The following is a 22,711-nucleotide window of genomic DNA, read 5'->3' as shown; positions in this document are numbered from 1 at the left end:
GCCTGCCTGCCGCAGCGTGACCCAGGCCCCCGCCCGACCCCTCCACGCCCTGACGCGCCCTCAATCGATCAACACCCCACCAACGTGACAACGCCCTCCAACGACCTGCCGCCGCCCCCGTTACGGCTGTGCGGACGGCCGGACTCGTGCAGTGGGACGCCGTCCAGGGGCATCCGATGGTTCCTTTCGGGCAACAGCATCGCGACAGCCGGGTTTTCGCGGCAGGGTGTTGCGGGCAAGCCACAGGGGGCTACGGAAGAGGGGGAACCGTGATCGTCTGGATCAACGGTGCGTTCAGCGCGGGCAAGACGAGCGCCGCGCGCGAGCTTGTCGATCTGATCCCGAACAGCACCTTCTACGACCCCGAATTGATCGGCGCGGGGCTGCGGTGTCTGCTGCCCCAGAAGCGGCTTGCCGAGGTGACGGACTTCCAGGACCTGCCGATCTGGCGGCGACTGGTGGTGGACACCGCGGCGGCCCTGCTCGCCGAGATGCCCGGGGTGCTGGTGGTGCCGATGACGCTGCTGCGACAGGAGTATCGCGATGAGATCTTCGGAGGGCTCGCCTCCCGGCGCATTCCGGTGCGCCATGTCCTGCTCTCACCTGAGGAAACGATCCTGCGCAAACGGATCGCCGACGGGGTGGAGTTCGCCGACGACCCGGAGCACAGCGAACGGATCCGGCAGTGGGTCTACGAACACATCGAGCCCTATCGGGCGGCGCTCGGCTGGCTCACCCGGGACGCCCACACCATCGACACCAGCGCGCTCTCCCCGCACGAGACGGCCGAGCACATAGCCGAGGCGGTCCGCACCGGAACGGCCGCCGCATGCGAGATCGTGCAGACCCCCGAGCCGACCGCGGAGACCGTCGCGGCCGGTGTGCTGCTCTTCGACGAACGCGACCGGGTGCTGCTCGTCGACCCGACGTACAAGCCCGGCTGGGAGTTCCCCGGCGGAGTGGTCGAGGCCGGAGAGGCACCGGCACAGGCCGGGATCCGTGAAGTGGCCGAGGAGATAGGCATCCATCTCGATCGGGTGCCGAAACTCCTCGTCGTCGACTGGGAGGCACCCGAACCCCCCGGCTACGGAGGGCTGCGGATGCTCTTCGACGGCGGCCTGCTGCCCCGTGCCGACGCCGAACGGCTGCTGCTGCCCGGTTCCGAACTGCGCGACTGGCGGTTCGTCACCGAGGTGGAGGCAGCCACCATGCTGCCCCCCACCCGGTACGAACGGCTGCGCTGGGCGCTGCGCGCCCGGGAGCGGTCAACCGTGCTCAACCTGGAGGCCGGAGTCCCGGTCGGCTGACGCACGCAGCACCGCGGCGGCGTCGGCGGTGAGCGGATCGCCGTGCCCGAAGCAGGCCGTGGCCGGCTCCAGCGCGGCCAGCCGCCGGAACGAGGCCATGGCCCGCGCCCGGTCGATGTTGAAGACGCCCAGCATCACCCGGCCGACCCCGGCCACGCAGTCGCCGGTGAACAGCACCCCGTGGTGCGACAGATGGATCCCGATGGAGCCGGGGGTGTGACCGGGGGAGTGGACCACCCGGGCTCCCGAACCGAACGCGATCTCGTCGCCGTCGGCCAGCTCGCGGTCCACGCGGGTCGGCGGCGCCGGAGGAACGGTCAGCGCGCGCTCGTACAACGGGCGCTCCCAGTCCAGCAGGACGGGGTCGGCGATCTCCTCCTCGCCGCGGATCACCGGCGCGTCCAGCCGATGGGCCAGGATCTCGGCGCCGTACCGGTCGGCGAGCTCCTGGGCCGCGCCGTAGTGGTCGCGATGCCCGTGGGTGACGACGATCCGGCCGATGCGGCCCGGGTCCAGGCCGAGGCCGCGCACCGCGCCCTCGATCGCGGGCGCGGCATCGATGTCGCCCGCGTCGATCAGAGTCAGGTCCGCGCCGTCGCGCCACAGGTACGCCTGGCCGATGGGGAAGCGGAACATGTGCAGTTGGGGAAGCACCTCGACGAGATCCATACATCGAACGTACGTGGCCCCGCCCGCCCGGCGACCGGATCTACGCTCTGGGCGAGCTTCGCTCAGCGCGTAGACCGGCCACGCGACCGGCCCGGCACCCCGCGGGCCGGCCGGGTGCCGGCAGCCCGCGGGACCGGACATGGATGACGTGCGATCAGCCCTGCTTGGAATCGGCGTAGTTCCGCAAGAACAGGGCCTCGGCGAGCGACAGCCGCTCCAGCTCCTCGGGCGACACGCTCTCGTTCACCGCGTGGATCTGCGCCTCCGGCTCGCTCAGGCCGATCAGCAGGATCTCGGCCTCCGGGTAGAGGGCGGCGAGCGTGTTGCAGAGGGGGATCGAGCCGCCCATCCCGGACGTCTGCATCTTCTCGCCGGGGTACGCGGCCTCCATCGCCTGCGCCATCGACGTGTACGCGGGGCTGGAGGTGTCCGCGCGGAACGGCTGGCCCTGGCCCACCTGTTCCACCGACACCCTGGCCCCCCAGGGGGCGTGCGCCTTCAGGTGGGAGGTCAGCAGCTCCGTCGCCGCGGCGGCGTCCTGGCCCGGCGGCACCCGCAGGCTGATCTGAGCCCGCGCGCTCGCCTGGAGCGAGGGAGTCGCGCCGACCACGGGCGGGCAGTCGATGCCGATGACGGTGACGGCGGGCCGGGCCCAGATCCGGTCGGCGACCGTACCCGTTCCGATCAGTCCGACACCGTCGAGAACCTTCGCGTCCTTGCGGAAATCGGCCTCCGGGTACTGCAGTCCGTCCCACTCGGCGTCCGTGGCGAGTCCGTCGACGGTCGTGGTGCCGTCCTCGGCGCGCAGCGAGGCCAGCAGCTGGATCATCGCGGCCAGCGCGTCCGGGGCGGCGCCGCCGAACTGGCCGGAGTGCAGGTTCCCTTCGAGGGTGTCGAGCGTGACCCGCAGCATCGTCATACCGCGCAGCGTCGCGGTGACCGTCGGCAGTCCGACCCGGAAGTTGCCGGTGTCGCCGATGACGATCGTGTCGGCGGTCAGCAGCTCGGGGTGCGCCTCGGCGTACCGCTCCAGACCTCCGGTGCCCTGCTCCTCGGAACCCTCGGCGATCACCTTGACGGAGACCGGGACGCCGCCGTGCGCCTTGAGTGCGCGCAGGGCGAGGAGGTGCATGATGAAGCCGCCCTTGCAGTCGGCCGCGCCGCGGCCGAACCAGCGGCCGTCACGCTCCGTCAGCTCGAACGGCGGGGAGAGCCAGGCGGACTCGTCGAGCGGCGGCTGCACGTCGTAGTGCGCGTAGAGCAGCACGGTCGGGGCGCCTGCCGGGCCGGGCAGGAAGCCGTACACCGACCGGGTCCCGTCGGGGGTGTCGAGCAGGGCGACATCCTGGAAGTCCTCGGCACGCAGCGCGTCGGCGACCCAGTCGGCGGCCGCCTCGCACTCGCTCCTCGGGAACTGCGCGGGATCCGCCACCGACTGGAAGGCCACCAGCTCGGTCAGCTCCGCCCTGGCACGGGGCATGAGCGAGGCAATGGTCTCGGAGATCGGACGGGCGGTCATGGGCACGCTCCTCGTGGGTGCGACGTTATGGGTACGAATCCGGCCACATGCGTACCGAGTGAGCGGCGTTGCATGGAGGATGAACGTACGGTCGATCCTCCCACAGAGGGGGCCGGGCCGGGCGCGCCGTAGGATGCCGTGAGCAGCATGGGCCACTGGTGGGATCGGGAGCAGAAGCACATCGTGAGCAGCGAGAACGCAGACGCCGGGCATGAGCACGAAGAGTCGTCCGTGTGGGACGTCGTCGTAGTGGGCGGCGGACCGGCCGGAGCCTCCGCGGCATACGCGGCGGCGGTGGCCGGCCGACGGGTACTGCTCCTGGAAAAGGCGGAGCTGCCCCGCTACAAGACGTGCGGCGGCGGCATCATCGGTTTTTCGCGTGATTCGTTGCCGCCCGGATTCGAACTGCCGCTGCGGGACCGGATCCACGCGGTCACGTTCTCGCTCAACGGCAGGCTGGCGCGGACCCGTCGCTCCAAGCGGATGCTCTTCGGGCTCATCAACCGCCCGGAGTTCGACGCGGGGCTGGTCGAGGAGGCCCAGAAGGCGGGCGCCGAACTCCGTACCGGAGCGACGGTGACAAGGGTCGAGCAGCACGGTGCCGCGGTGCCGGACCGGCGCACGGTCGCCGTGGTGCTCTCCGGAGGCGAGACGGTCCTGGCCCGCGCGGTCGTCGGTGCGGACGGCAGTGCGGGGCGGATAGGAGCCCATGTCGGGGTGAAACTCGACCAGGTGGACCTCGGCCTGGAGGCGGAGATCCCGGTTCCGCAGACTGTGGCGGAGGACTGGGCCGGCCGGGTGCTGATCGACTGGGGCCCCCTGCCCGGCAGTTACGGCTGGGTGTTCCCCAAGGGGGACACCCTCACCGTCGGTGTGATCTCGGCGCGGGGTGATGGGGCGGGGACCAAGCGGTACTTGGAGGACTTCATCGCCCGGCTCGGTCTGGCCGGCTTCGAGCCGAAGATCTCCTCCGGGCATCTGACGCGCTGTCGCAGTGACGACTCGCCGCTGTCGCGCGGGCGGGTGCTGGTGTGCGGCGACGCGGCGGGGCTGCTGGAGCCGTGGACCCGCGAAGGTATCTCCTTCGCGTTGCGGTCGGGGCGGCTCGCCGGTGAGTGGGCGGTCCGGATCGCGGAGTCGCACGACGCGGTGGACGCCCGGCGGCAGGCGCTGAACTATGCCTTCGCCATCAAGGCGGGCCTGGGTGTCGAGATGGGTGTCGGGCGGCGCATGCTCAAGCTGTTCGAGCGCCGTCCGGGGGTGCTGCACGCGGTGCTGACGGGGTTCCGTCCGGCCTGGAACGCGTTCGCCGGGATCACGCGCGGCACGACCTCCCTGGCCGAGCTGGTCCGTACGCACCCGCTGGCGCAGCGGGCCCTGTCCGCGATGGACCGCTAGGCCGGAGAGGTTCGCCGGCGTCCGGCGCGGTGTGTCGCGAGGCGGCGGTCGCCCGCTTTGCCGGACGCGCTCGGGTGATGCGACGGCGCGGCGGGCTGCCGTGCCGGACGCCGCGGGCGGTTGAACCCTCCGGTCACGGCGCCGGGCCGTGAGGCCGAGAGCGGGCCGAGCCGCACGGTCAGCCCTTGACGGTGATCCGGAAGACGGGGTGGTCGGGGCAGGCGGCCAGCAGTTCGGTGTCCGTGGACTTCGCGGTGATGCCCTGGAAGTACTGGTTGACCTCCCAGCCCCACCGCTCCAGATAGGCGCGGACGACCCGCACCTTCTGCTCGTCGTCCGCGATCTCCACGGCCGTGAAGGTGCGGACCCTCCGGCCCACCCTCAGCTCGCCGCCACCGGCGGCCCGCATGTTGCGTACCCACTGGGAGTGGCCCCGTGCGGAGACCAGATACTGCGCGCCGTCGTAGGTGTGGGTGTTCACCGGGATGCGCTGCAGCTGTCCGCTCCTGCGGCCGCGCACCGACAACTCGGCCGAGCCGAGCAGGCTGACGCCGTGCCGGGCGAGCCAGCCGATGACGCTGTTCATCCGGACGTTGAAGGCGTTGCCCTGAAGGTAGTACGGCTGAGACATGGTGACTCCCTCACATATTGAGAGCACTGCTCTCGCTTGAGAGCAGTGTGCACAGAAGTGGCACTCCAAAGCAAGAGCGGTGCTCTCGTTGTTGGTCGGTGCTCTTCATCCATGGCAGACTGAGAGCCATGAGTGCTGTCCGAGGAGCCAGGGAACGGGCCCGTATCGAGATCACCGCCGCCATCAAGGAGGAGGCGAGGAAGCAGCTCGCGGCCGAGGGTGCCGCGAAGCTGTCGCTGCGGGCGGTCGCACGGGAACTCGGGATGGCGTCCTCCGCGCTCTACCGCTACTTCCCCAGCCGGGACGAACTGCTCACGGCCCTGATCATCGACGCCTACGACTCCGTCGGCGAGAGCGCCGAGGCCGCCCACCGGGCCGCCCGTGCCGACGCCGCCCACCGGGCCGCCCGTGCCGACGCCGCCCCCCACCTCGCACGCTGGACGGCGGTCGCCCGCGCCGTACGCGACTGGGCCCTCTCCCGCCCCCATGAGTACGCCCTGATCTACGGTTCGCCGGTGCCCGGCTACACCGCGCCGCAGGCGACGACCGGCCCCGCCTCCCGTGTCGGCCTCGTCCTGATCGCCATCGTCGGCGAGGCCTTCCGCACCGACGGTCTGGCCGTGCCGCCGCTCGCCGACGAACTGCGCACCGAGGCCGAGCGGATGGTCGCCGAGTTCGCCCCCGACCTGCCTCCCGGGGTGGTCGCTCCACTGGTCGCCGCGTGGTCGCAGTTGTTCGGGCTGATCTCCTTCGAGATCTTCGGCCAGTTCCACCGGGTGGTGGAGGCCAGGGAGATCTTCTTCCGTGAAGCCGTCACCGAACTGGCCCGCACAGTCGGTCTGCTCGGCCACCGCAGCGCCTGACGGCCTCGTGCACGGCTCACAACCGGCGGGCCCGGCCGTGAGCCGTGCACGAGGAGGCCGGGGCCATGCTCCGCCGGGCAGACGCCGCTCGCCCGGTCCGGGCCTTCCCGGGACGCGGCGTACTTCGCCCGCCGCCCGCCCCGTTCGACGTACTCCACAGGGAGTACGGGTGACCACCGCGCCCGGCTGACGACCCCGCCACGGCCCGCGGTCTAGCGTGGCGGACATGGAAGAGCAACGCCCACACCGGCTGCACGGCGAGCCTCCGCGGTGGCTGACGGAGACACCGGGGCAGTACGCCTCCCGGCTGCCCTGGCCGTCGACGATCGTGCTCGGGGCCGTCGTCATGATCGGTTCGACCGTCGCGGCCCGGGGGCAGATGGACGAGCGGGCACCGCTGGACGTCTTCGCGCGGCTGCTGCTCTTCCTCGCCGTCGCCGTGCTCCTGCTGCGCCACCGCCACCCCGTGGTGGCCGTCTTCGGAAGTTCGGCCGCCGCGATGGTCTACCTGGCGGCCGGCTATCCGTACGGACCGGTCTTCCTGGCCGTCGCCGTGGGCTGCTTCAGCGCGGTTGTCGCCGGGCACCGGCGGGCCGCCTGGTCGGCCGTAACCATGGTGTGGCTGGGGCATGTTTTGGTGGCGCACTGGCTCTACCGGTGGCTGCCGCCCGCCGAGGACCACGTCCCTCCCTGGGGGCAGGAACTGGGCGTCGCCGCCTGGGTGGTGGCCATCATCGCCGCCGCCGAGTTCGTCCGCGTACGCCGTGAGCAGTGGGCGGACCAGCGCGCGGAGCGGGAGGCCGCGGAACAGCGCCGGGCCGACGAGGAGCGGCTGCGGATGGCCCGTGAGCTCCATGACGTCCTGGCCCACAGCATTTCCGTGATCAACGTCCAGTCGAGTGTCGGACTCGCGCTGCTGGACTCCGACCCCGAGCAGGCCCGCACCGCCCTCACCACCATCAAGGCCGCCAGCAAGGAGGCGCTGGGCGAGGTCCGTCAGGTCCTGGACACCCTGCGCACCCCGGGAGACGCCCCTCGGACCCCGGCCCCCGGACTGGACCGGCTTCCCGAGCTCGTCGAACAGGCGGCGAGCACCGGACTGACCGTCACCGTCGAGGCCGAAGGGGTACGCGGCGCCGTCCCGCCCGGGGCGGATCTCGCCGCCTTCCGGATCGTGCAGGAGGCGCTGACGAATGTGGTCCGGCACTCCGGATCGCGCACCGCGCAGGTGCGGATCGGCTACGAGCCCGGCCGGATCCGGCTCCGGATCGACGACGAGGGGCCCGCCACCGGCAACGACGCCGGAGGCAGCGGCAACGGGCTGGCGGGCATGCGTGAGCGCGCCGCCGCACTCGGTGGCACGATCGAGGCGGGGCCCCGGACCGACGGCGGCTTCCGGGTGCGGGCCGAGCTTCCGCTGCCTTCCGACACACCTGGCGCATCGGCGCGCAAGGAGGAGACGACGTGATCCGCGTACTGCTCGCCGACGACCAGCTGCTGGTCCGGGCCGGCTTCCGGGCCCTGCTGGACGCCCAGCCGGACATCGAGGTGGCGGGGGAGGCCGCCGACGGCGAGGAAGCGGTGCGCCTGGTACGCGAACTGCGTCCGGACACCGTGCTGATGGACATCCGGATGCCACGTCTCGACGGCCTCGCCGCAACCCGCGCCATCACCGGGGATCCCGAACTGAGCGACGTCAAGGTGGTCATGCTCACCACCTTCGAGCTCGACGAGTACGTCTTCGAGGCGATCCGCTCCGGCGCCTCCGGCTTTCTCGTCAAGGACACCGAACCGGATGAGCTGCTGCGGGCGGTACGCGCCGTGGTCGGGGGCGACGCCCTGCTCTCACCGGGGGTCACCCGCCGTCTGATCGCCGAGTTCGCGGCCCGCTCCAAGGAGCCCGCCGCGGCGACCGGCCTGAGTGAACTCACCGAACGGGAAAGGGAGGTGATGGCGCTCGTCGGTATCGGGCTCTCCAACGAGGAGATCGCCAGACGGCTGGTGGTCAGTCCGCTCACCGCCAAGACCCACGTCAGCCGGACGATGGTGAAGCTCGGCGCCCGCGACCGGGCCCAACTCGTCGTGCTCGCCTATGAGTCGGGTCTCGTGCGCCCCGGCTGGCTCGGCTGACCCTGCCCGCTGCGAAGCGTCGGACGCGCGGTGGCCGACAGGGTGACTTCCCGTCGGCCACCGCACGTTCCCCCTCGCCGGACGGTCGGTCCCGCACGGACACCTTCCGGGCGGCGGCCGCCTCGGCCGCGGCGGCCCGGTCCATTTCGGACGAGGCGATCAGCACGGTGCGCCGCACGGGCCGGCCACGCCGCAGCCCGGTCAGAGTGACCAGCAGCCCGGCCGGCGCGACCGCGGTCACCACGTCAGGGTCGAGCCGACGGCGAAGGGCCGGGCACGGCACGCGGAGGTCGAGCCGCTGCAGAGGTCGGTGCTCGCCCGGATGCTGGACGGCGCGGGGGCCGACCGCCTTGCCGCGTGCCTCCCGGGGGCAGGGGCTTTCGTTTGGATCACGCCGGGGCTCGCGTGCCCCGGCACCGCGCCTCGCCGCGTTGTCGTCGGTCGCCATGGCTCTTTCCCCGAGCTCTCGGCTCCGTTCGAGCAGGGGAGACCCCATCTGCCTCCCTCCTCCGCCTCGCGATCCACGGCACCGGACCCCGCTCACTGATCCGGCCTGATCCAAACGAAAGGCCCTGGGGGCTGCCGGACACCACCTCGTCCGGGCCTGCTCTCAGGACCAGGTGACCCCGGAGTTCTCGCACCAGATCCGGGCCGGTTCGGGGTCGCCCGTCACGGGGATCGCGGTGAGCGGCAGCCGGTTCCAGAGCATCAGATAGAGCTCACCGGCCGTCGCGCTCAATTCGCAGTCCGCCGAGCCCTCCTCGGGAGCCGCTTCATGCCGTACGGTCTGCGGCGGTTCCGGTGACAGCCGTACGGTCCACGTGGTGCCCGCGTCGGTGGCCCGCACCCGCAGGGAACGCGGTGTGCGGGTACGCACTCTGCTCTTCGGGCGCGCGTGGAATCCACACAGCAACTCGTCGATGCCGTCCACCGCGTGATCGGCCGTCACCGGCGACAGCCGCCCGCCGCGCGCCGATTCCGCGTCCACCCGGTGAATCGTGGTCTCGTGCGCCTGCCGTCGTGCCCAGAAGGCCAGTGGCGACGGCGCGGGCATGAAGGACCAGCACTCCAGTCCGGCGGGCGCGGCCTCCAGTGCGTCGACAAGGAGGCGGTGGCCCTCGCGGAACCAGCCGAGCAACTCGGGCCCGTCCAGCCCGGGTTCCCCGCCGTCCGGGTGGTACGAGGTGTGTCCCTCGACGACGAGTGCGGTAGCCCAGCGATGCACCATCCCCGTGTGCCGGAGCAGATCACGTACCTGCCAGCCCGGACAGGTGGGCACGGGAGCCGCCGTGCCCGCCTCCTGCGCGGCGGTTGCCAGCATCCGTCCCTCGTCGGCCAGGGACTTGATGTGGTCCGTGATCTCCATGTCTTCGATTGTGCCAGCGGTTCGGCCTCCTCGGCGGGGTGGTTCCGGCCATCCCATGCGGTGCGGCCGGTCTCTCAGGCGTGTGCGGCGTTGCGCGCTCCGTACCCCAGTACAGCAGCCGCGGTGGCCAGCAGCGCCACCGTGGTGAGGGCCGCCGGGAGGGAGGCCCAGTCCGCCAGGAAGCCGATCGCGGGCGGTCCGAGCAGCATCCCTCCGTAGCCGAGCGTCGACGCGGCGGCCACACCCCCCGGCCCGGCCAGCTCGCCGGCCCGACCGACCGCGACGGGAAAGATATTGGCCAGACCGAGACCGGTGACGGCGAAACCGAGGAGCGCCGGCCAGACGCTCGGGGCCAGCGAGCCGAGCAGCATTCCGGCGGCGGCCGTGGCGCCGCCCACGACCAGGGTCCGGGTCTGGCCGAGGCGTTCGAGCAGCGCTGTGCCGCTGAGCCGGCCGGCCGTCATGGCCAGTGCGAACAGGGAGTACCCGGCGGCGGCGGTGCCCGGGTGGGCGTGCAGGTCCTGTTCCAGATGGAGGGCGCCCCAGTCGGCCAGCGCGCCCTCGCCGTAGGCGGTGCAGAGCGCGATCACACCGAAGAGGAGCACCAGGCGGCGGGCCCGCCCGTCCAGCCGTCGCGGCTTTCGCGCCCCGTCGGTGGCGGGTGCGGATTTCGGTGCCGGGTCGCGCAGCAGCACCGGTCCGACCGCCGCGGTGACGAGGAGTCCGACCCCGGTGAGGGCGAAGAGGTGCGTGGCGGGGGAGAGGCCGCCCGCGACCAGCGCGCCGAGCCCGGCACCGACCATTCCGCCGAGACTGAACGCGGCGTGGAAGCTCGGCATCACCGGGCGTCGCAGCGCGGCCACCAGATCGACCGCCGCGCTGTTCATCGCGACGTTCATCCCCCCGTACGCGGCCCCGAAGACCAGCAGCACCGAGCCGAGCGCGAGGGCCGAATGCGTCTGTGCGGGCAGGGCGATGCTCAGGGAGAGAAGGACGCCGCAGACCACGGTGACCGGGTGGCTGCCGAAGCGACGGCACAGCCGGCCGGTGAGCATCATCGTCACCACGGCCCCGGCGGATACGCCGAGCAGAGCGAGCCCCAGGGTGGAGGCCGAAGCACCGGTCTGGTGCTTGATCGCCGGGATGCGGACCACCCAGCCGGCGAAGAGGAAGCCGTCGAGGGCGAAGAACACGGTCAGCGCGGTACGGAGGCGGGTCGTCGAAGGTCGGGCGGTGTCTCCGCCCGGTCCCCCCGGCAGGGCCGTCCGCAGTTTGTTTAGTTGCGGCACAAACTCAGCATAGGGGCGTCCGGACGACGGGCGCAAGACGGCCGCCCATGGCGGCCACAAGGGGCACAACTGAGCCACCGGGGCGTCGGCGGCACCTCCGGATCATGGGAGACTCGCCCCCATGAACGGCAAGGTGACCACCACCCGGACAAAATTGGAGAGGGGCCGCAGCGCGCTCGGACCCGCGCTGGAACTGGTCCACACCGGACGCGCGCCCACCCGCGCCGTCCTCACCTCCGAACTCGGCGTCACCCGGGCGACGGCCGGCGCGGTCGCCGCGGAACTGGAGGCGCTCGGCCTGATCCGGGTCGACTCCCGGCCCGGCTCCGCCGCCGGATCGCAGGGTCGCCCCTCGCACCGGCTGGCCATCCGTGAGTCCGGGCCCGTCGCGATCGCCGCGCAGGTGCACGCCGACGGGTACCGGGCCGCGCTCGTCGGGCTCGGCGGACGGCTCGTCGCCACCGCCCCCGGCTGTGTCGCCGTCACGGCCGACCCGGCGCAGGTCATCGGCGAAGTGGTCGACGACTGCGCCCGGCTGCTCCGGGACAGCGGGCTGCGCTGCGTCGGGGCGGGCCTCGCGGTGCCGTCCGCGGTCGCCGAGCCGGAGGGCACCGCGCTCAACCCGCTGCACATCGCCTGGCCGGCGGGGGCGCCGGTGCGTGAGATCTTCGCCGCCTGCGTACGGGAGGCGGGCATCCCCGGACCCGCGTTCACCGGGAACGACGTCAATCTCGCCGCGCTCGCCGAACACCGGCACGGTGCTGGGCGAGGCGCCCAGCATCTGCTCTGTGTGGCCACCGGGCACCGGGGCGTGGGCGGTGCTCTGGTCCTCGACGGCCGTCTGCACACCGGGAGTTCGGGACTCGCGCTGGAGGTCGGGCATCTCACCGTGAATCCGGAGGGCCGCCCGTGCCACTGCGGCGGCCGGGGCTGCCTGGACGTAGAGACCGACCCGTTGGCCTTCCTCGTCGCCGCCCGCCGGGAACCCGGTCCGGAGGAGTCGCTGCTCAAGCAGGCCGGCGATCTGCTGCGCACGGAGTACGCGGACGCTGCGGTGCGGGGCGCGGCCGAGGAACTGATCGACCGGCTCGGCCTCGGGCTCGCCGGTCTGGTCAACATCCTCAACCCCGATCGCATCATCCTCGGCGGACTGCACCGAGCCCTGCTCGACGCGGATCCGGAACGGCTGCGCGCGGTGGTGGCCGACCGCAGCCTGTGGGGGCGCAGCGGCAGCGTGCCGATCCTGCCGTGCACGCTCGACCACAACAGCCTGGTGGGCGCGGCGGAACTGGCCTGGCAGCCGGTCCTGGACGATCCGCTGGCCGCGCTCGCGTGACGGGGGCGGCCGGGCCCGTGTGACGACGTGGGGGACGGCCGCGCCGTCCTCAGCCGTCGGATCGACCCGAAGGCGTCCTCCACGCGAAGGCCCGTGCCGCGTCGCCTAGGCCCTGTCGTGCCGAACTTCGGTGGCCCGGGGCGTCTGGTGCGGCACCTCGCCGCGTTGTCGGTGTCGCCCAAGCACGTTCAGTACGAGGACGAACCTCCGCCTTGCGATGCACCGCACCAGACGCCCCGGGCCGATCCACGAAGATCGACAGGACAGGACCTACCAGGATTGCGTCCAACGTCTGTTTCTCCAGGGCCTGTTCGAGGCGAGGGCACAGCAGATACGGCAGGCCCGGGGTCCCGGGCACCGTCGTGTCTCCGCCCAGGAGCAACTGCCCGCCGAGGCCTGCGTCGGCGAGGGCGGTCAGCTGCTCGGGCAGCCGCCGGTCCCTCGGGTGATGGGCCCGTGACGGGCCGTCGAACGCCACAAACGCTCCCGTCCGCGCCGCGTCACGCGGTACGGCCCCGTCCGGTGGCCGGCCCGCATGGCCCAGGACCACCCGCTGCGGCGCGACGGCCAACTCCTCGCGGAGCAGGTCCAGTACGTCGAGTGCGGTCGTTCCCGGCTCCGGGTGGACGGCGGATCGGCGCACCGGTGAAGAGGTGGTCATGAGAGTCGCAGACGCCCAACTCGGCGACGGGAACATCGCAGAGTACGGTGCGGACGTTCGCTACCACTGCCGTCCCGCTCCGAGTCGGTCCCGCTCCGGCGCGCTCAGATGAAGGACCTCGTACCGTTCGCCGGGAGCCTCGGGGGTGTCGTGCTCCCAGAGGGTGAAGTGGAGAAGTTCCCAGCGGCGGGGGTCGATCGCCAGCGCCGTGGCCACCGCGCCGGGCGCCCTCGCCAGCCTGCGGCTCTCCGCGAGGCCCGCCTCGACCGCGTCCGCGGGTGCGACAGAGGCCGTGACGGCCGCCCGGTGGCGGGTGGCCGTGCGGGGGAGTGCGGCCGACGCCGGCCCTTCCTCGTACGCCAGCCCGGTCCAGTGCTGCACCTGGGGACGCCCGAAGTCCTGGACGATGCCCTGGAATCCGGGACCCCACAGGAAAGAGTTCATGCCCTCCGGAGTCGTCCACAGATAGCAGGGCGCGTACTGGTTCACCGGCGAGTACTCGCCCTGTTCGCGGATCAGGTACGCCTTGACGCCGAGGCCCGGAAAGCTGTCCAGCAGGTGGCCCTTCGTCGCGACGCGGTCGCGGATGATCCCCATGTCGTAGTCGGCGGGGAGGGTGATCTCGTACTGCATGGCATGCATTGTGCGCTCCTCGGGCCGGGTCCTCGTCAGACCTGGTGCTCGTCGGCACCGGCCCGCGGGTGCCGGTCGGCGGTGTCGCGTGGGGCGAGCAGCGAGAGCAGGCCGCGAGCGCCCGCGTCGAAGGCTTCCGTCGAACCGGCGGCGCGGGCCAGCACGTAACCGCCCTGCACGGTCGCGACGATCGTCGCCGCCACCTCCTCGGCGACCAGGGAACGGGAGAACTCGCCCTGGTCCAGGCCCTCCCGAACGATCTCGGTGAGCCGGCCGCGCAGCCAGCGGATCGTCTCGTCGACCGGTGCGCGCAGCTCGTCACTGGCCACCACATCCGGATCCATCGTCAGCCGGCCGACCGGGCAGCCGCGCAGCACGTCGCGCTCGCGCACGAGGTACGCCGAGATCCGCTCGTACGCCGTTCCCGGCCCGTCGAGCAGTCGCCCGGCCGTCTCGCGCATCTGTGAGGCCGTGCGGCGGATGGCCGCCAGCGCCAGATCGGGTTTGCCCGCGAAGTGGTGGTACATGCTGCCCTGGCCCGCGCCCGCCTGCTGCTGGATGGCCTTGGGGCTGGTGCCCACATAGCCGCGCTCCCACAGGAGCTCCTGGGTGGCCTCGATCAGGCGTTCCGGAGTGCTCATGAAGCGACTGTACATACTGGTAGGTACAGAATCCAGCGATCTCGGTCGGCCGGGGGGAGCAGCCGCGGATCCGCCACGTACTCCCGAGGTGGTACGCGTACGGCCGCTGGCCGTACGACGACCCGGACCCCCTCTCGGGGCCAGGCTCTTCAGCGTCAGGAAAACCTGAACACGACTACCGAACCGAGGGAGACGACCGAGATGAACACCCTGGCGTACAGCGGTGGACCCGGGCCCTGGATCCTGCTCTTCCCGCTCTTGTGGGCGGCCGTCGTCATCGGCGGTGTCACATTTCTGCGCCGCACGGTCCGGCACGGCCGCGGAGGCCCCTGGCAGGCCCGTGCCGCCCAGGAAGGCCCCGCCGAACCGTCCCCGATCACCCTGCTCGGCCGCCGCTTCGCGGCCGGAGAGATCGAGGAGGACGAGTACTGGCGCAGAATCTCCGTCCTCGACGAACAGTTCGGCCGCGGCAGCAAGGGAGGACCGGCATGACCACCACCGTCCCCATCTCCAAGTCCGCCCCTACCGCCGACGCCGCCGCGCGGGTCGTCGATGCCGTGAAGCTCTACGGCCACGGCGACACCCGGGTCAGGGCCCTGGACGGGGTGAGCGTCGACTTCCCGGCGGGCCGCTTCACCGCCATCATGGGCCCCTCCGGCTCCGGCAAATCCACCCTGATGCACTGCGCGGCCGGACTCGACACCCTCACCTCCGGCTCCGCCTTCATCGGCGACACCGACCTCAGCACCCTCGACGACCGCAAGCTCACCCTGCTGCGCCGCCGGCGCGTCGGTTTCGTCTTCCAGTCCTTCAACCTCCTGCCGACGCTCACCGTCGCCGAGAACATCACCCTCCCCCTGGACCTCGCGGGGGAGCGGCCCGACCCGGAGTGGCTCGACGCACTCGTCGACACCGTCGGACTGCGGGACCGGCTGCACCACCGGCCCGGTGAACTGTCCGGCGGACAGCAGCAACGCGTGGCGGTCGCGCGGGCCTTCGCGGGCAGTCCCGACGTCGTCTTCGCCGACGAACCGACCGGCAACCTCGACTCCCGCTCGGGCCAGGAGGTGCTCCGGCTGCTCGGTCGCACCGTCCGGCAGACCGCTCGCACGGTCGTCATGGTGACCCATGACCCGGTCGCCGCGGCCCATGCCGACGAGGTCGTCTTCCTCGCCGACGGCAGGCTCGTCGACCGGATGCCCGACCCCACGGCGGAGCGCGTGCTCGACCGCTTCAAGTCCTTCGCCCCACCCCACGCACAGGCGGTGACCACATGACCGGCACCCGGACCTCCGTACGCCTGAGCATCTCCTCGCTCCGCGCCCACAAGCGCCGGTTCGCCGGCACATTCGTCGCCGTCCTGCTCGGCGTCGCGTTCCTCACCGGGACGCTCGTCATGGGCGCCACCCTGCGCGCGAGCTTCGACACCATGTTCGGCAACGCGACCGCCGGTACCGACGCCGTGGTGCGCGGCTCCCATGTGGTCACCGTCGCCGGTGAGTCCCAGGGCGTCCGGCAACCGGTGAACACCGCACTCGTGAAGAGGATCGAGCGGATCCCCGGGGTCGCCGCGGCGGCGCCCGACATCCAGGGCGCCGGTCAGCTCATCGGCTCCGACGGCACACCCGTCGGAGGCCAGGGCCCGCCCACCCTGGCCGGAAACTGGATCGACGACCCGAGGCTCAACCCGTACCGGCTCGCCGCCGGGCGTGCCCCGTCCGCGCCCGGTGAAGCCGTCGTCAACCGCGGCACCGCCGTCCGGGGCGGGCTCAGGATCGGCGACACGACCGTGCTGCGCACCCCAGACCCCGTACACGTCAGGATCGTCGGTCTGGCGACCTTCAGCGGCCAGGACGGCATGGGGCAGGTCACCTACACCGCGCTGACGCAGGCCGACGCGGAGAAGTACCTCACGCCGAAGCCCGGCGAGGCATCGGCCATCCAGGTGCGCGCGACCACGGGCACCAGCCAGCAGGAACTCGTCGACGCGCTGCGCCCCGTACTGCCCAGGGGAGTCGAGGCCATCACCGGACAGGCCTCGGCCGCCGGGAACCGCGACATGATCTCCGGCGCGTTCCTCAGCGTGTTCACCACGCTGCTGCTGGTGTTCTCCGGGATCGTGCTGCTCGTCGCCACCTTCTCCATCCACAACACCTTCGCGATCGTCGTCGCCCAGCGAACCCGCGAGAACGCGCTGTTGCGCGCCCTCGGGGCCGCCCGCCGTCAGGTCGTCGGCGCGACACTCGTCGAGGCGACAGTGGTCGGGATGATCGCCTCCACGGCCGGTCTGGCCGGTGGCATCGGCGTTGCCGCCGGGCTGCAGGCGCTCTTTCCCGCCGTCGGATTCCCGTTTCCCGAGGGCACGCTGGTGATCGGCGCGGTGTCCCTGCTGCTGCCGCTCGCCGTCGGCTTCCTCGTCTGTCTCGGCTCCGCCCTCCTGCCCGCCGTCCGGGCCGGACGCACCGCCCCGCTCGCCGCCCTGCGCGAGAGCGCCGTCGACGACTCCGCGGCTTCCCGGACGCGCGCCCTCGCCGGGTCCGTGCTTCTGTTGGTCTCCGTCGGCACCATCCTGACCGGTGTGTCGGGCGATCCGTCCGTCTGGCAGGCGGCCACCGGCGCGGTGCTGGCGGTCGCCGCGTTCGTGGTGCTCGGACCCGTCGTCTCCTCGTACGCCGTACGGTTCCTCGGCGCCCCGCTCGACCGGCTGCGCGGCGTCACGGGCCGACTGGCCAGGCGCAACGCCCTGCGCAGCCCCCGGCGGACCGCCTCCACCGCGACCGCGCTGATGATCGGCGTCGCCGTGGTCTCGCTCTTCACCGTCTTCGGCGCCTCGCTGAAGACGACCATGAACCGGACGGTGGACCGGTCCTTCGCGGGCGACGTGGTCATCAGCGCTCCCGCCTTCGGCGCGGGCGGCAGCGGCCTCAGCCCCCGGCTCGCTCCGGCGGTCGACCGGCTGCCGGAGGTCGCGACCGCCGTCGGCCTCGGCAAAGGGGTCGCAGAGGTCGACGGCGCGGGACGCGCCCTGACCGTCACCGACCCGGCCGCGCTCGGCAAGGTCTTCGACCTCGGGCCGGTCGAGGGGTCGCTGAAGGACCTGGGCGCGAACGGGATCGCCGTGTCCGGCACCGAGGCCGCCGAGCGCGGACTGCGCACCGGCTCCACCGCACGGCTCGCCTTCGCCGACGGCGCGCAGCGGAACTTCACGGTCCGCGCCGTCTACGCCCGGTCGGAACTCGCGGGCGACTACGTCATCACCCGTCAGGCCTGGGCCCCGCACCGCGCGCAGGACTCCGACTCGCTGATCGCCGTCTCCTTCGAGCCCGGTGTGTCCACCGCCGACGGCAAGGCGGCGGTCGCCAGGACCGCGGCGGCGTACGGCAATCCGGACGTACAGACTCGCAGCGAGTACGCGCAGTCCTCGGCGAGCGGCATCGACATGATGCTCACCCTGGTCTACGCCCTGCTGGCGCTTGCCGTACTGATCGCCCTGCTGGGCATCGCCAACACGCTCACGCTGGCCCTCCACGAACGCACCAGGGAACTGGGCCTGTTGCGGGCAGTCGGGCAGACCCGGAACCAGCTGCGGTCCATGGTCCGCTGGGAGTCCGTCCTGGTCGCGGCGTTCGGCACGACGGGCGGCCTGCTGCTGGGCGGCTTCCTCGGCTGGGTGCTGGTCAAGGCGTCCGCGTCCGCGGGCGGCACGTCCCTCGCCTTCGCGCTGCCGCCGCTGCGGCTCCTGGTGGTCGCCCTCGTCGGGATCGCGGCCGGGGCGCTGGCAGGCTGGCGGCCGGCCCGTCGGGCGGCCCGGCTGGACGTGCTCCGAGCGGTCGCCGCCGAGTAGCGCACAGCGCAATCCGCGGCCGGAGCGGCACGGCGGAAGGAGGAGCGGGGCGCCGGCCGGCGCCCCGCTCCTCCTTCCTTCCGCTACCCGACCACCGACGACCGGGCGGCGGACGGGGTGACGCTCTCCAGGTACACGACGGCGTCCGGCTCGAACGGCCCGTCGGTCGCCGCCCCGTACACCGGGTGGGACGGCTGCGCGGCGAACAGGGGAGGGGCCGGAAGCGTGAACCAGACGACCTTCCCGGCCCCGCCCCTCGGGCGTACCCCCCAGCTCTCGCTGACCGCGGCGATCAGGGCGAGCCCGCGCCCCGACGTACTGGACGCGGTGGCCTCGCGCACGGTCGGCAGCCGGGGGTCGTGATCATGGACGGACACCGTCAGCCGTTCGAGCAGCAACTCGATCTCGACAGTGCATGACTTGTCCGGCTGGGCATGCCGGTGGACGTTGGTCAGCAGTTCGGTGACGCCGAGCGCTGCATGGTCGATCAATGGATCGAGATGCCAGTAGCGCAGCTGCGCCGAAACGATTCTGCGGACCTGACCGATCCGCGACGGCAGGGCCTGGAGCTCCACCGTGCAGTGCCTGCTTGGCTCGCTGATCACGGCTGCGACTCCCCGAAATAGGTCCGGAAGAAGACGGAGGAACGGATCCAGCAGACATCCAGCTGCTGATTCCGGTCCGACGGTGCGGATCCGAGTGTCACCGCCGGTAGACCATGAGTGACGTGTGACCAATGTCGCTCAGGGGTCACGGGTCCGCAACTCGCGGCGCCCCCTGCCGGCGGCGCCGCTCCGTCAGATCATCCGGCTGCCCGCACGTCGCAGCGTTTCGAGGAGCCTGCGCGCGGGCCCCGCCGTGTCCGGACCGTGATTGCGCTGCCCCATCGTCAGCCGGTACCGCGTGCCGTTGAGACGTGCCACGGCCGCACCGGCCCCGGCGAACCACGGCCTGCCCGCGCTGACCGCCACCACCGGGGCGCTGTCGATCTCCCGTCCGTAGCTGGTCAGCAGGGCCAGCCTGCCGTCCTTGACGATCACCTGCCCGGCCGTGGTGAGCGAGCGGGCCCACCGCTCGATCCGTACCCCCGTCGCGCTGAACTCCGTTTCCGGCATGGCCGCTTCGCCCCCTTCGTCATGTCTCTGATGGGCAGTCTGCACAACCCGGGCGCGGCGCGCCAGGCCGCGTCACGGCGCAAAGTCACGGCCGCCCGGTCCGTCGGGGCCAAGGCGGGGCTATGGGACATCAAAGTGAACGTTTCTGCAGGTAGGGGGAATATCGTTGACGGCCGGAGTCCCGTGACACCAGGAGGAATGCGCTGATGGGCACCAGTGAGCACAGAGATGACAGCCGGGCCGCGGCGACCATCGACGTCGACCGTTCCGACCCCGAGTACCGGGCCTGGCTCAACGAGGCCGTACGCAAGGTCCAGGCCGACGCCAACCGCTCCGCCGACACCCATCTGCTGCGATTCCCGCTTCCCGATGCATGGGGCATCGACCTCTACCTCAAGGACGAGTCGACGCACCCCACCGGCAGCCTCAAGCACCGGCTGGCCCGCTCGCTCTTCCTCTACGGGCTCTGCAACGGCTGGATCCGGCCCGGCAAGCCGGTGATCGAGGCGTCCAGCGGATCGACGGCCGTCTCGGAGGCGTACTTCGCCAAGCTGATCGGTGTGCCGTTCATCGCGGTGATGCCCCGCACCACCAGCCCCGAGAAATGCCGGCTGATCGAATTCCACGGCGGCCGCTGCCACTTCGTCGACGATTCGCGAAGGCTGTACGAGGAGTCGGCCACGCTGGCCGCCGACACCGGCGGCCACTACATGGACCAGTTCACCTACGCCGAACGGGCCACCGACTGGCGCGGCAACAACAACATCGCGGAGTCGATCTACCAGCAGTTGAGACTGGAGCGTTACCCGGAGCCGACGTGGATCGTGGCCACGGCCGGGACCGGGGGCACCTCGGCGACCATCGCCCGCTATGTGCACTACATGCAGTTCGACACCAGGATCTGTGTGCCCGACCCGGAGAACTCCTGTTTCTTCGACGGCTGGACCCAGCACGACCCCCTCGCCACCAGCGACTGCGGCTCCCGGATCGAGGGCATCGGCAGGCCCCGGATGGAGCCGAGCTTCGTGCCCGGGGCCATCGACCGGATGATGAAGGTGCCGGACGCGGCCAGTGTCGCCGCCGTACGCGCTCTGGAGAAGGCCATCGGCCGGAAGGCGGGCGGCTCCACCGGCACCGGGCTGTGGAGTGCGTTCAAACTGGTCGCGGAAATGGTCGGGCAGGGCGCCACCGGCAGCATCGTCACCCTGATCTGCGACCCCGGTGACCGCTACCTCGACAAGTACTACTCCGACAGCTGGCTCGCCGCACAGGGCCTGGACATCGCCCCGTACACGGAGACCATCGACTCCTTCCTGCGCAGCGGTGACTGGCCCGGATAGCCGAAGGAGCGGAGTCCGCGCGGTCCGCGGCCGCTTTCAGGCCGCGGGCTCGGTCAGTCGCCCGTCGAGCGTGCGCACCGCGTCCCGGAACGCCCGCCGCATCCCCGGCCGGCCCAGCCGCAGCGCGAACCGGAAGAGCGCCGAACCGTCCGCGGCGAACGTCCACCGCACCCGCGTCCCGGTCCCGGCGGGGCTGAGCCGCCACTCCTCCAACAGCGCCCGCGGACCAGGGGCGTTGGACTCGTCGACCCGGTAGGCGTACCGCTCTCCCGGCTCCGTCGCGAGGATCGTCTCACGCAGCACCGTGCCCCCCTTCAGTCGGACCTCGCGCCCCGTGCCCTCCCGGGTGGGCCGGGCCGCCGTCACCGAGGTGAACCAACTCGGCCAGCCCGCCACGTCGTCCGCGAGCGCACGGTAGACCGCCTCCGGCGGCGCGGAAACGTCGGCGGCGAAGACCAGTCGCAGTGGAGCGGACTCGACGAAGTCGAGTTCCACGGAACGGAGTCGGCGGAACACGGATCGCACCTCCCGTGCGGTCGGCGGCGGACGGTTGGCGCACACCATAGCTGGCGTATCGTCAGATGTCCTCGCAAGAAGGGGAGTTACGCTGACGGCCCGGCGCTAAGTGGTCGGCTCCAGATGTCCTTCGGGGGTTGACTCCGGAGCCCCTCGATCCGGCGGGCCCGGAGCATATTGCGATCCAGAGGCTCAGCGGCAGGCTTCGGAGACACCTTCGAGCCAGTCGCGGATCGCGTCTCGCTGCTCCGGTGTGAACGCGGCTTCCAGTTCGGCTTCACGGCGGGCGACGGCGATGCGAGCCTCGGCCAGGCATGCCAGTCCGGACTCGGTGACATGGATCTGGTGACTGCGCCGATCGGTCGGATTCGGGCACCGTTCGATCAGGCCCTCCAGCTCGAGACCGCCGAGCATCTCGTTGGCGGCCTGTCGGGAACTTGCCACCTCCCGGGCGATGTCCGAGGCCGACAACCCGGGCAGTGCCTCGGCCATCAGCAGGGGTGGCGTGCTGCGAGGTCGACAGCCCACATCACGCCCCTGCAGGCAGCACAGGTCAAGGCGCTGGCCTGCCGGCTTCCCGGCGAGGCCGACGCGCCGCTGTCGCGCTGGTCGTGCCCGGAGCTGGCCCGCGAGGCCGTCGAGCGCGGCATCGCGCCCTTCCTGTCGGCCTCCACCGTGCGCCGCCGGCTCGACCAGGACGCGATCAAACCCTGGCAGCACCGCTCCTGGATCTTCATTACCGACCCCGACTTCCGGCCCAAGGCCGCCCGTGTGCAGGACCTGTACGCCCGCACCTGGGACGGCGAGCCGCTCGGCGCGGACGAGTACGTGACCAGCGCGGACGAGCAGACCTCCATCCAAGCCCGCTGCCGCTGCCACCCCACCCTCGCACCGGGACAGGCCAGAACGATGCGGCTGAACCACACCTACGGCCGCGGCGGCGCGCTGGCCTACCTGGCCGCCTACGACGTCCACCAGGCCACAGTGTTCGGCCGCTGCGAGCCGACCACCGGCATCGCCCCGTTCACGGACCTGGCCACCCAGGTCATGAGCCAGGAACCCTACGCCAGCGCGAAGCGCGTGTTCTGGATCGTGGACAACGGCTCCTCCCACCGCGGCAAAGCCGCAGCGGACCGTCTTGTCGCCGCGTTCCCGAACGCGGTGCCGGGCCACACCCCGGTGCACGCCTCCTGGTTGAACCAGGTAGAAATCTTCTTCTCCGTCGTGCAGCGCAAGGTCGTCTCGCCCAACGACTTCACCGGCCTGACCCAGGTCCGGGGCCGGCTCCGAGCTTTCGAAGGCCGCTACAACGCCACAGCACAGGCGTTCCAGTGGAAGTTCACCACCTCCGACCTGGATGATCTGCTGGCCAGGCTCGACTGGCGCACCGCCGATCAACCAGAAGAATCCTCCATTGCGCTGGCACCGTGATCAACCCCCGAAGGACTTCTGG

General features: G+C 71.7%; 22 protein-coding genes. 11 read left to right on the top strand and 11 right to left on the bottom strand.

Annotated features, from left to right (window positions below; translation table 11 throughout):
* The first annotated feature begins 269 nt into the window (after positions 1 to 269).
* Positions 270 to 1,307, top strand: a complete 1,038-nt coding sequence (locus tag ACZ68L_RS34140) for an NUDIX domain-containing protein (protein ID WP_469585009.1) — start codon at positions 270 to 272, stop codon at positions 1,305 to 1,307.
* On the opposite strand, the gene ACZ68L_RS34135 is transcribed toward ACZ68L_RS34140, so the two are convergent.
* Together ACZ68L_RS34135 and ACZ68L_RS34130 are read right to left on the bottom strand one after the other, a co-directional pair.
* Complete coding sequence (locus ACZ68L_RS34135) at positions 1,266 to 1,976, bottom strand: MBL fold metallo-hydrolase (protein ID WP_469585006.1); 711 nt, start codon at positions 1,974 to 1,976, stop codon at positions 1,266 to 1,268. The genes ACZ68L_RS34140 and ACZ68L_RS34135 overlap by 42 nt on opposite strands.
* Positions 1,977 to 2,130: 154 nt before the next feature.
* Positions 2,131 to 3,495 (bottom strand): M20/M25/M40 family metallo-hydrolase, encoded by a 1,365-nt coding sequence (locus tag ACZ68L_RS34130; protein ID WP_469585002.1) that lies wholly within the window; start codon positions 3,493 to 3,495, stop codon positions 2,131 to 2,133.
* Between the two features lie 183 nt (positions 3,496 to 3,678).
* Here ACZ68L_RS34130 and ACZ68L_RS34125 point away from each other — a divergent pair, with 183 nt between their 5' ends.
* Positions 3,679 to 4,893 carry a geranylgeranyl reductase family protein gene (locus ACZ68L_RS34125; protein WP_469584999.1) on the top strand — a complete coding sequence of 405 codons (1,215 nt, stop codon included), beginning with the start codon at positions 3,679 to 3,681 and terminating at the stop codon, positions 4,891 to 4,893.
* A gap of 178 nt (positions 4,894 to 5,071) precedes the next feature.
* Here the strand turns inward: ACZ68L_RS34125 and ACZ68L_RS34120 are convergent, their stop codons facing one another.
* On the bottom strand, positions 5,072 to 5,524 hold the full coding sequence (locus ACZ68L_RS34120) for a nitroreductase family deazaflavin-dependent oxidoreductase (RefSeq protein ID WP_469584996.1): 453 nt from the start codon (positions 5,522 to 5,524) through the stop codon (positions 5,072 to 5,074).
* Between the two features lie 128 nt (positions 5,525 to 5,652).
* On the opposite strand from ACZ68L_RS34120, the gene ACZ68L_RS34115 reads away from it, so the two are divergent.
* From ACZ68L_RS34115 to ACZ68L_RS34105, 3 genes are all read left to right on the top strand, one after another.
* Positions 5,653 to 6,387 (top strand): TetR/AcrR family transcriptional regulator, encoded by a 735-nt coding sequence (locus ACZ68L_RS34115; RefSeq protein WP_469584994.1) that lies wholly within the window; start codon positions 5,653 to 5,655, stop codon positions 6,385 to 6,387.
* 226 nt (positions 6,388 to 6,613) lie between these two features.
* Positions 6,614 to 7,855 (top strand): sensor histidine kinase, encoded by a 1,242-nt coding sequence (locus ACZ68L_RS34110; protein ID WP_469584991.1) that lies wholly within the window; start codon positions 6,614 to 6,616, stop codon positions 7,853 to 7,855.
* Positions 7,852 to 8,517, top strand: a complete 666-nt coding sequence (locus ACZ68L_RS34105; RefSeq protein ID WP_469584987.1) for a response regulator transcription factor — start codon at positions 7,852 to 7,854, stop codon at positions 8,515 to 8,517. The genes ACZ68L_RS34110 and ACZ68L_RS34105 overlap by 4 nt, the downstream gene beginning before the upstream one ends.
* A 610-nt stretch (positions 8,518 to 9,127) precedes the next feature.
* Here ACZ68L_RS34105 and ACZ68L_RS34100 read toward each other — a convergent pair.
* Both ACZ68L_RS34100 and ACZ68L_RS34095 read right to left on the bottom strand, forming a co-directional pair.
* Complete coding sequence (locus ACZ68L_RS34100; protein WP_469584984.1) at positions 9,128 to 9,883, bottom strand: maleylpyruvate isomerase family mycothiol-dependent enzyme; 756 nt, start codon at positions 9,881 to 9,883, stop codon at positions 9,128 to 9,130.
* A gap of 74 nt (positions 9,884 to 9,957) precedes the next feature.
* Positions 9,958 to 11,172: an MFS transporter gene (locus ACZ68L_RS34095; protein ID WP_469584981.1), complete on the bottom strand. Its 1,215-nt coding sequence runs from the start codon at positions 11,170 to 11,172 to the stop codon at positions 9,958 to 9,960.
* Positions 11,173 to 11,293: 121 nt separating this feature from the next.
* Between ACZ68L_RS34095 and ACZ68L_RS34090 the strand changes: the two genes are divergently transcribed.
* Positions 11,294 to 12,508, top strand: coding sequence for an ROK family protein (locus ACZ68L_RS34090; RefSeq protein WP_469584977.1), 1,215 nt, complete (start codon positions 11,294 to 11,296; stop codon positions 12,506 to 12,508).
* Between the two features lie 721 nt (positions 12,509 to 13,229).
* On the opposite strand, the gene ACZ68L_RS34085 is transcribed toward ACZ68L_RS34090, so the two are convergent.
* Positions 13,230 to 13,811 (bottom strand): DUF4865 family protein, encoded by a 582-nt coding sequence (locus tag ACZ68L_RS34085; protein ID WP_469584973.1) that lies wholly within the window; start codon positions 13,809 to 13,811, stop codon positions 13,230 to 13,232.
* Positions 13,812 to 13,837: 26 nt separating this feature from the next.
* Positions 13,838 to 14,443 carry a TetR/AcrR family transcriptional regulator gene (locus ACZ68L_RS34080; RefSeq protein ID WP_469584970.1) on the bottom strand — a complete coding sequence of 202 codons (606 nt, stop codon included), beginning with the start codon at positions 14,441 to 14,443 and terminating at the stop codon, positions 13,838 to 13,840.
* A gap of 201 nt (positions 14,444 to 14,644) precedes the next feature.
* Here ACZ68L_RS34080 and ACZ68L_RS34075 point away from each other — a divergent pair, with 201 nt between their 5' ends.
* From ACZ68L_RS34075 to ACZ68L_RS34065, 3 genes are read left to right on the top strand one after another with little or no spacing between them, the layout of a single operon-like run.
* The gene (locus tag ACZ68L_RS34075; protein ID WP_469584967.1) at positions 14,645 to 14,935 is read left to right on the top strand and encodes an SHOCT domain-containing protein; all 291 of its coding nucleotides are present in this window, start codon (positions 14,645 to 14,647) and stop codon (positions 14,933 to 14,935) included.
* Complete coding sequence (locus ACZ68L_RS34070; protein ID WP_469584963.1) at positions 14,932 to 15,720, top strand: ABC transporter ATP-binding protein; 789 nt, start codon at positions 14,932 to 14,934, stop codon at positions 15,718 to 15,720. Before ACZ68L_RS34075 ends, ACZ68L_RS34070 begins: the two co-directional genes overlap by 4 nt.
* Entirely contained in the window at positions 15,717 to 18,287 is a 2,571-nt protein-coding gene (locus ACZ68L_RS34065) for an ABC transporter permease (RefSeq protein WP_469584960.1), read from the top strand. The genes ACZ68L_RS34070 and ACZ68L_RS34065 overlap by 4 nt, the downstream gene beginning before the upstream one ends.
* Before the next feature lie 83 nt (positions 18,288 to 18,370).
* On the opposite strand, the gene ACZ68L_RS34060 is transcribed toward ACZ68L_RS34065, so the two are convergent.
* Positions 18,371 to 18,892, bottom strand: a complete 522-nt coding sequence (locus tag ACZ68L_RS34060) for an ATP-binding protein (RefSeq protein WP_469584957.1) — start codon at positions 18,890 to 18,892, stop codon at positions 18,371 to 18,373.
* A 192-nt stretch (positions 18,893 to 19,084) separates the two neighbouring features.
* Positions 19,085 to 19,402, bottom strand: coding sequence for a hypothetical protein (locus tag ACZ68L_RS34055; RefSeq protein WP_469584955.1), 318 nt, complete (start codon positions 19,400 to 19,402; stop codon positions 19,085 to 19,087).
* 206 nt (positions 19,403 to 19,608) lie between these two features.
* Here ACZ68L_RS34055 and cds1 point away from each other — a divergent pair, with 206 nt between their 5' ends.
* Positions 19,609 to 20,742, top strand: coding sequence for an L-cysteine desulfhydrase Cds1 (cds1, locus tag ACZ68L_RS34050; RefSeq protein WP_469584953.1), 1,134 nt, complete (start codon positions 19,609 to 19,611; stop codon positions 20,740 to 20,742).
* A gap of 36 nt (positions 20,743 to 20,778) precedes the next feature.
* Here cds1 and ACZ68L_RS34045 read toward each other — a convergent pair whose 3' ends face one another.
* Together ACZ68L_RS34045 and ACZ68L_RS34040 are read right to left on the bottom strand one after the other, a co-directional pair.
* Entirely contained in the window at positions 20,779 to 21,258 is a 480-nt protein-coding gene (locus ACZ68L_RS34045; protein WP_469584950.1) for an SRPBCC family protein, read from the bottom strand.
* Between the two features lie 192 nt (positions 21,259 to 21,450).
* Positions 21,451 to 21,750, bottom strand: coding sequence for a MarR family winged helix-turn-helix transcriptional regulator (locus tag ACZ68L_RS34040; RefSeq protein WP_469584947.1), 300 nt, complete (start codon positions 21,748 to 21,750; stop codon positions 21,451 to 21,453).
* Positions 21,751 to 21,933: 183 nt separating this feature from the next.
* Here ACZ68L_RS34040 and ACZ68L_RS34035 point away from each other — a divergent pair, with 183 nt between their 5' ends.
* Positions 21,934 to 22,689, top strand: coding sequence for a transposase (locus ACZ68L_RS34035; RefSeq protein ID WP_469584944.1), 756 nt, complete (start codon positions 21,934 to 21,936; stop codon positions 22,687 to 22,689).
* Positions 22,690 to 22,711: the final 22 nt, after the last annotated feature.

This window comes from Streptomyces sp. NPDC104309, from assembly GCF_055584025.1.
This window is presented reverse-complemented; position numbering and strand designations above follow the sequence as displayed.

What these genes read in the sequence shown, in the direction of transcription:
- ACZ68L_RS34075 (WP_469584967.1), top strand. Translation starts at nt 14,645, where the DNA reads ATGAACACCCTGGCGTACAGCGGTGGACCCGGGCCCTGGATCCTGCTC.
- ACZ68L_RS34070 (WP_469584963.1), top strand. Translation starts at nt 14,932, where the DNA reads ATGACCACCACCGTCCCCATCTCCAAGTCCGCCCCTACCGCCGACGCC.
- cds1 (WP_469584953.1), top strand. Translation starts at nt 19,609, where the DNA reads ATGGGCACCAGTGAGCACAGAGATGACAGCCGGGCCGCGGCGACCATC.
- ACZ68L_RS34130 (WP_469585002.1), bottom strand. Translation starts at nt 3,495, where the DNA reads ATGACCGCCCGTCCGATCTCCGAGACCATTGCCTCGCTCATGCCCCGT.
- ACZ68L_RS34090 (WP_469584977.1), top strand. Translation starts at nt 11,294, where the DNA reads ATGAACGGCAAGGTGACCACCACCCGGACAAAATTGGAGAGGGGCCGC.
- ACZ68L_RS34120 (WP_469584996.1), bottom strand. Translation starts at nt 5,524, where the DNA reads ATGTCTCAGCCGTACTACCTTCAGGGCAACGCCTTCAACGTCCGGATG.
- ACZ68L_RS34115 (WP_469584994.1), top strand. Translation starts at nt 5,653, where the DNA reads ATGAGTGCTGTCCGAGGAGCCAGGGAACGGGCCCGTATCGAGATCACC.
- ACZ68L_RS34135 (WP_469585006.1), bottom strand. Translation starts at nt 1,976, where the DNA reads ATGGATCTCGTCGAGGTGCTTCCCCAACTGCACATGTTCCGCTTCCCC.
- ACZ68L_RS34055 (WP_469584955.1), bottom strand. Translation starts at nt 19,402, where the DNA reads ATGCCGGAAACGGAGTTCAGCGCGACGGGGGTACGGATCGAGCGGTGG.
- ACZ68L_RS34110 (WP_469584991.1), top strand. Translation starts at nt 6,614, where the DNA reads ATGGAAGAGCAACGCCCACACCGGCTGCACGGCGAGCCTCCGCGGTGG.
- ACZ68L_RS34080 (WP_469584970.1), bottom strand. Translation starts at nt 14,443, where the DNA reads ATGAGCACTCCGGAACGCCTGATCGAGGCCACCCAGGAGCTCCTGTGG.
- ACZ68L_RS34040 (WP_469584947.1), bottom strand. Translation starts at nt 21,750, where the DNA reads ATGGCCGAGGCACTGCCCGGGTTGTCGGCCTCGGACATCGCCCGGGAG.
- ACZ68L_RS34065 (WP_469584960.1), top strand. Translation starts at nt 15,717, where the DNA reads ATGACCGGCACCCGGACCTCCGTACGCCTGAGCATCTCCTCGCTCCGC.
- ACZ68L_RS34085 (WP_469584973.1), bottom strand. Translation starts at nt 13,811, where the DNA reads ATGCATGCCATGCAGTACGAGATCACCCTCCCCGCCGACTACGACATG.
- ACZ68L_RS34100 (WP_469584984.1), bottom strand. Translation starts at nt 9,883, where the DNA reads ATGGAGATCACGGACCACATCAAGTCCCTGGCCGACGAGGGACGGATG.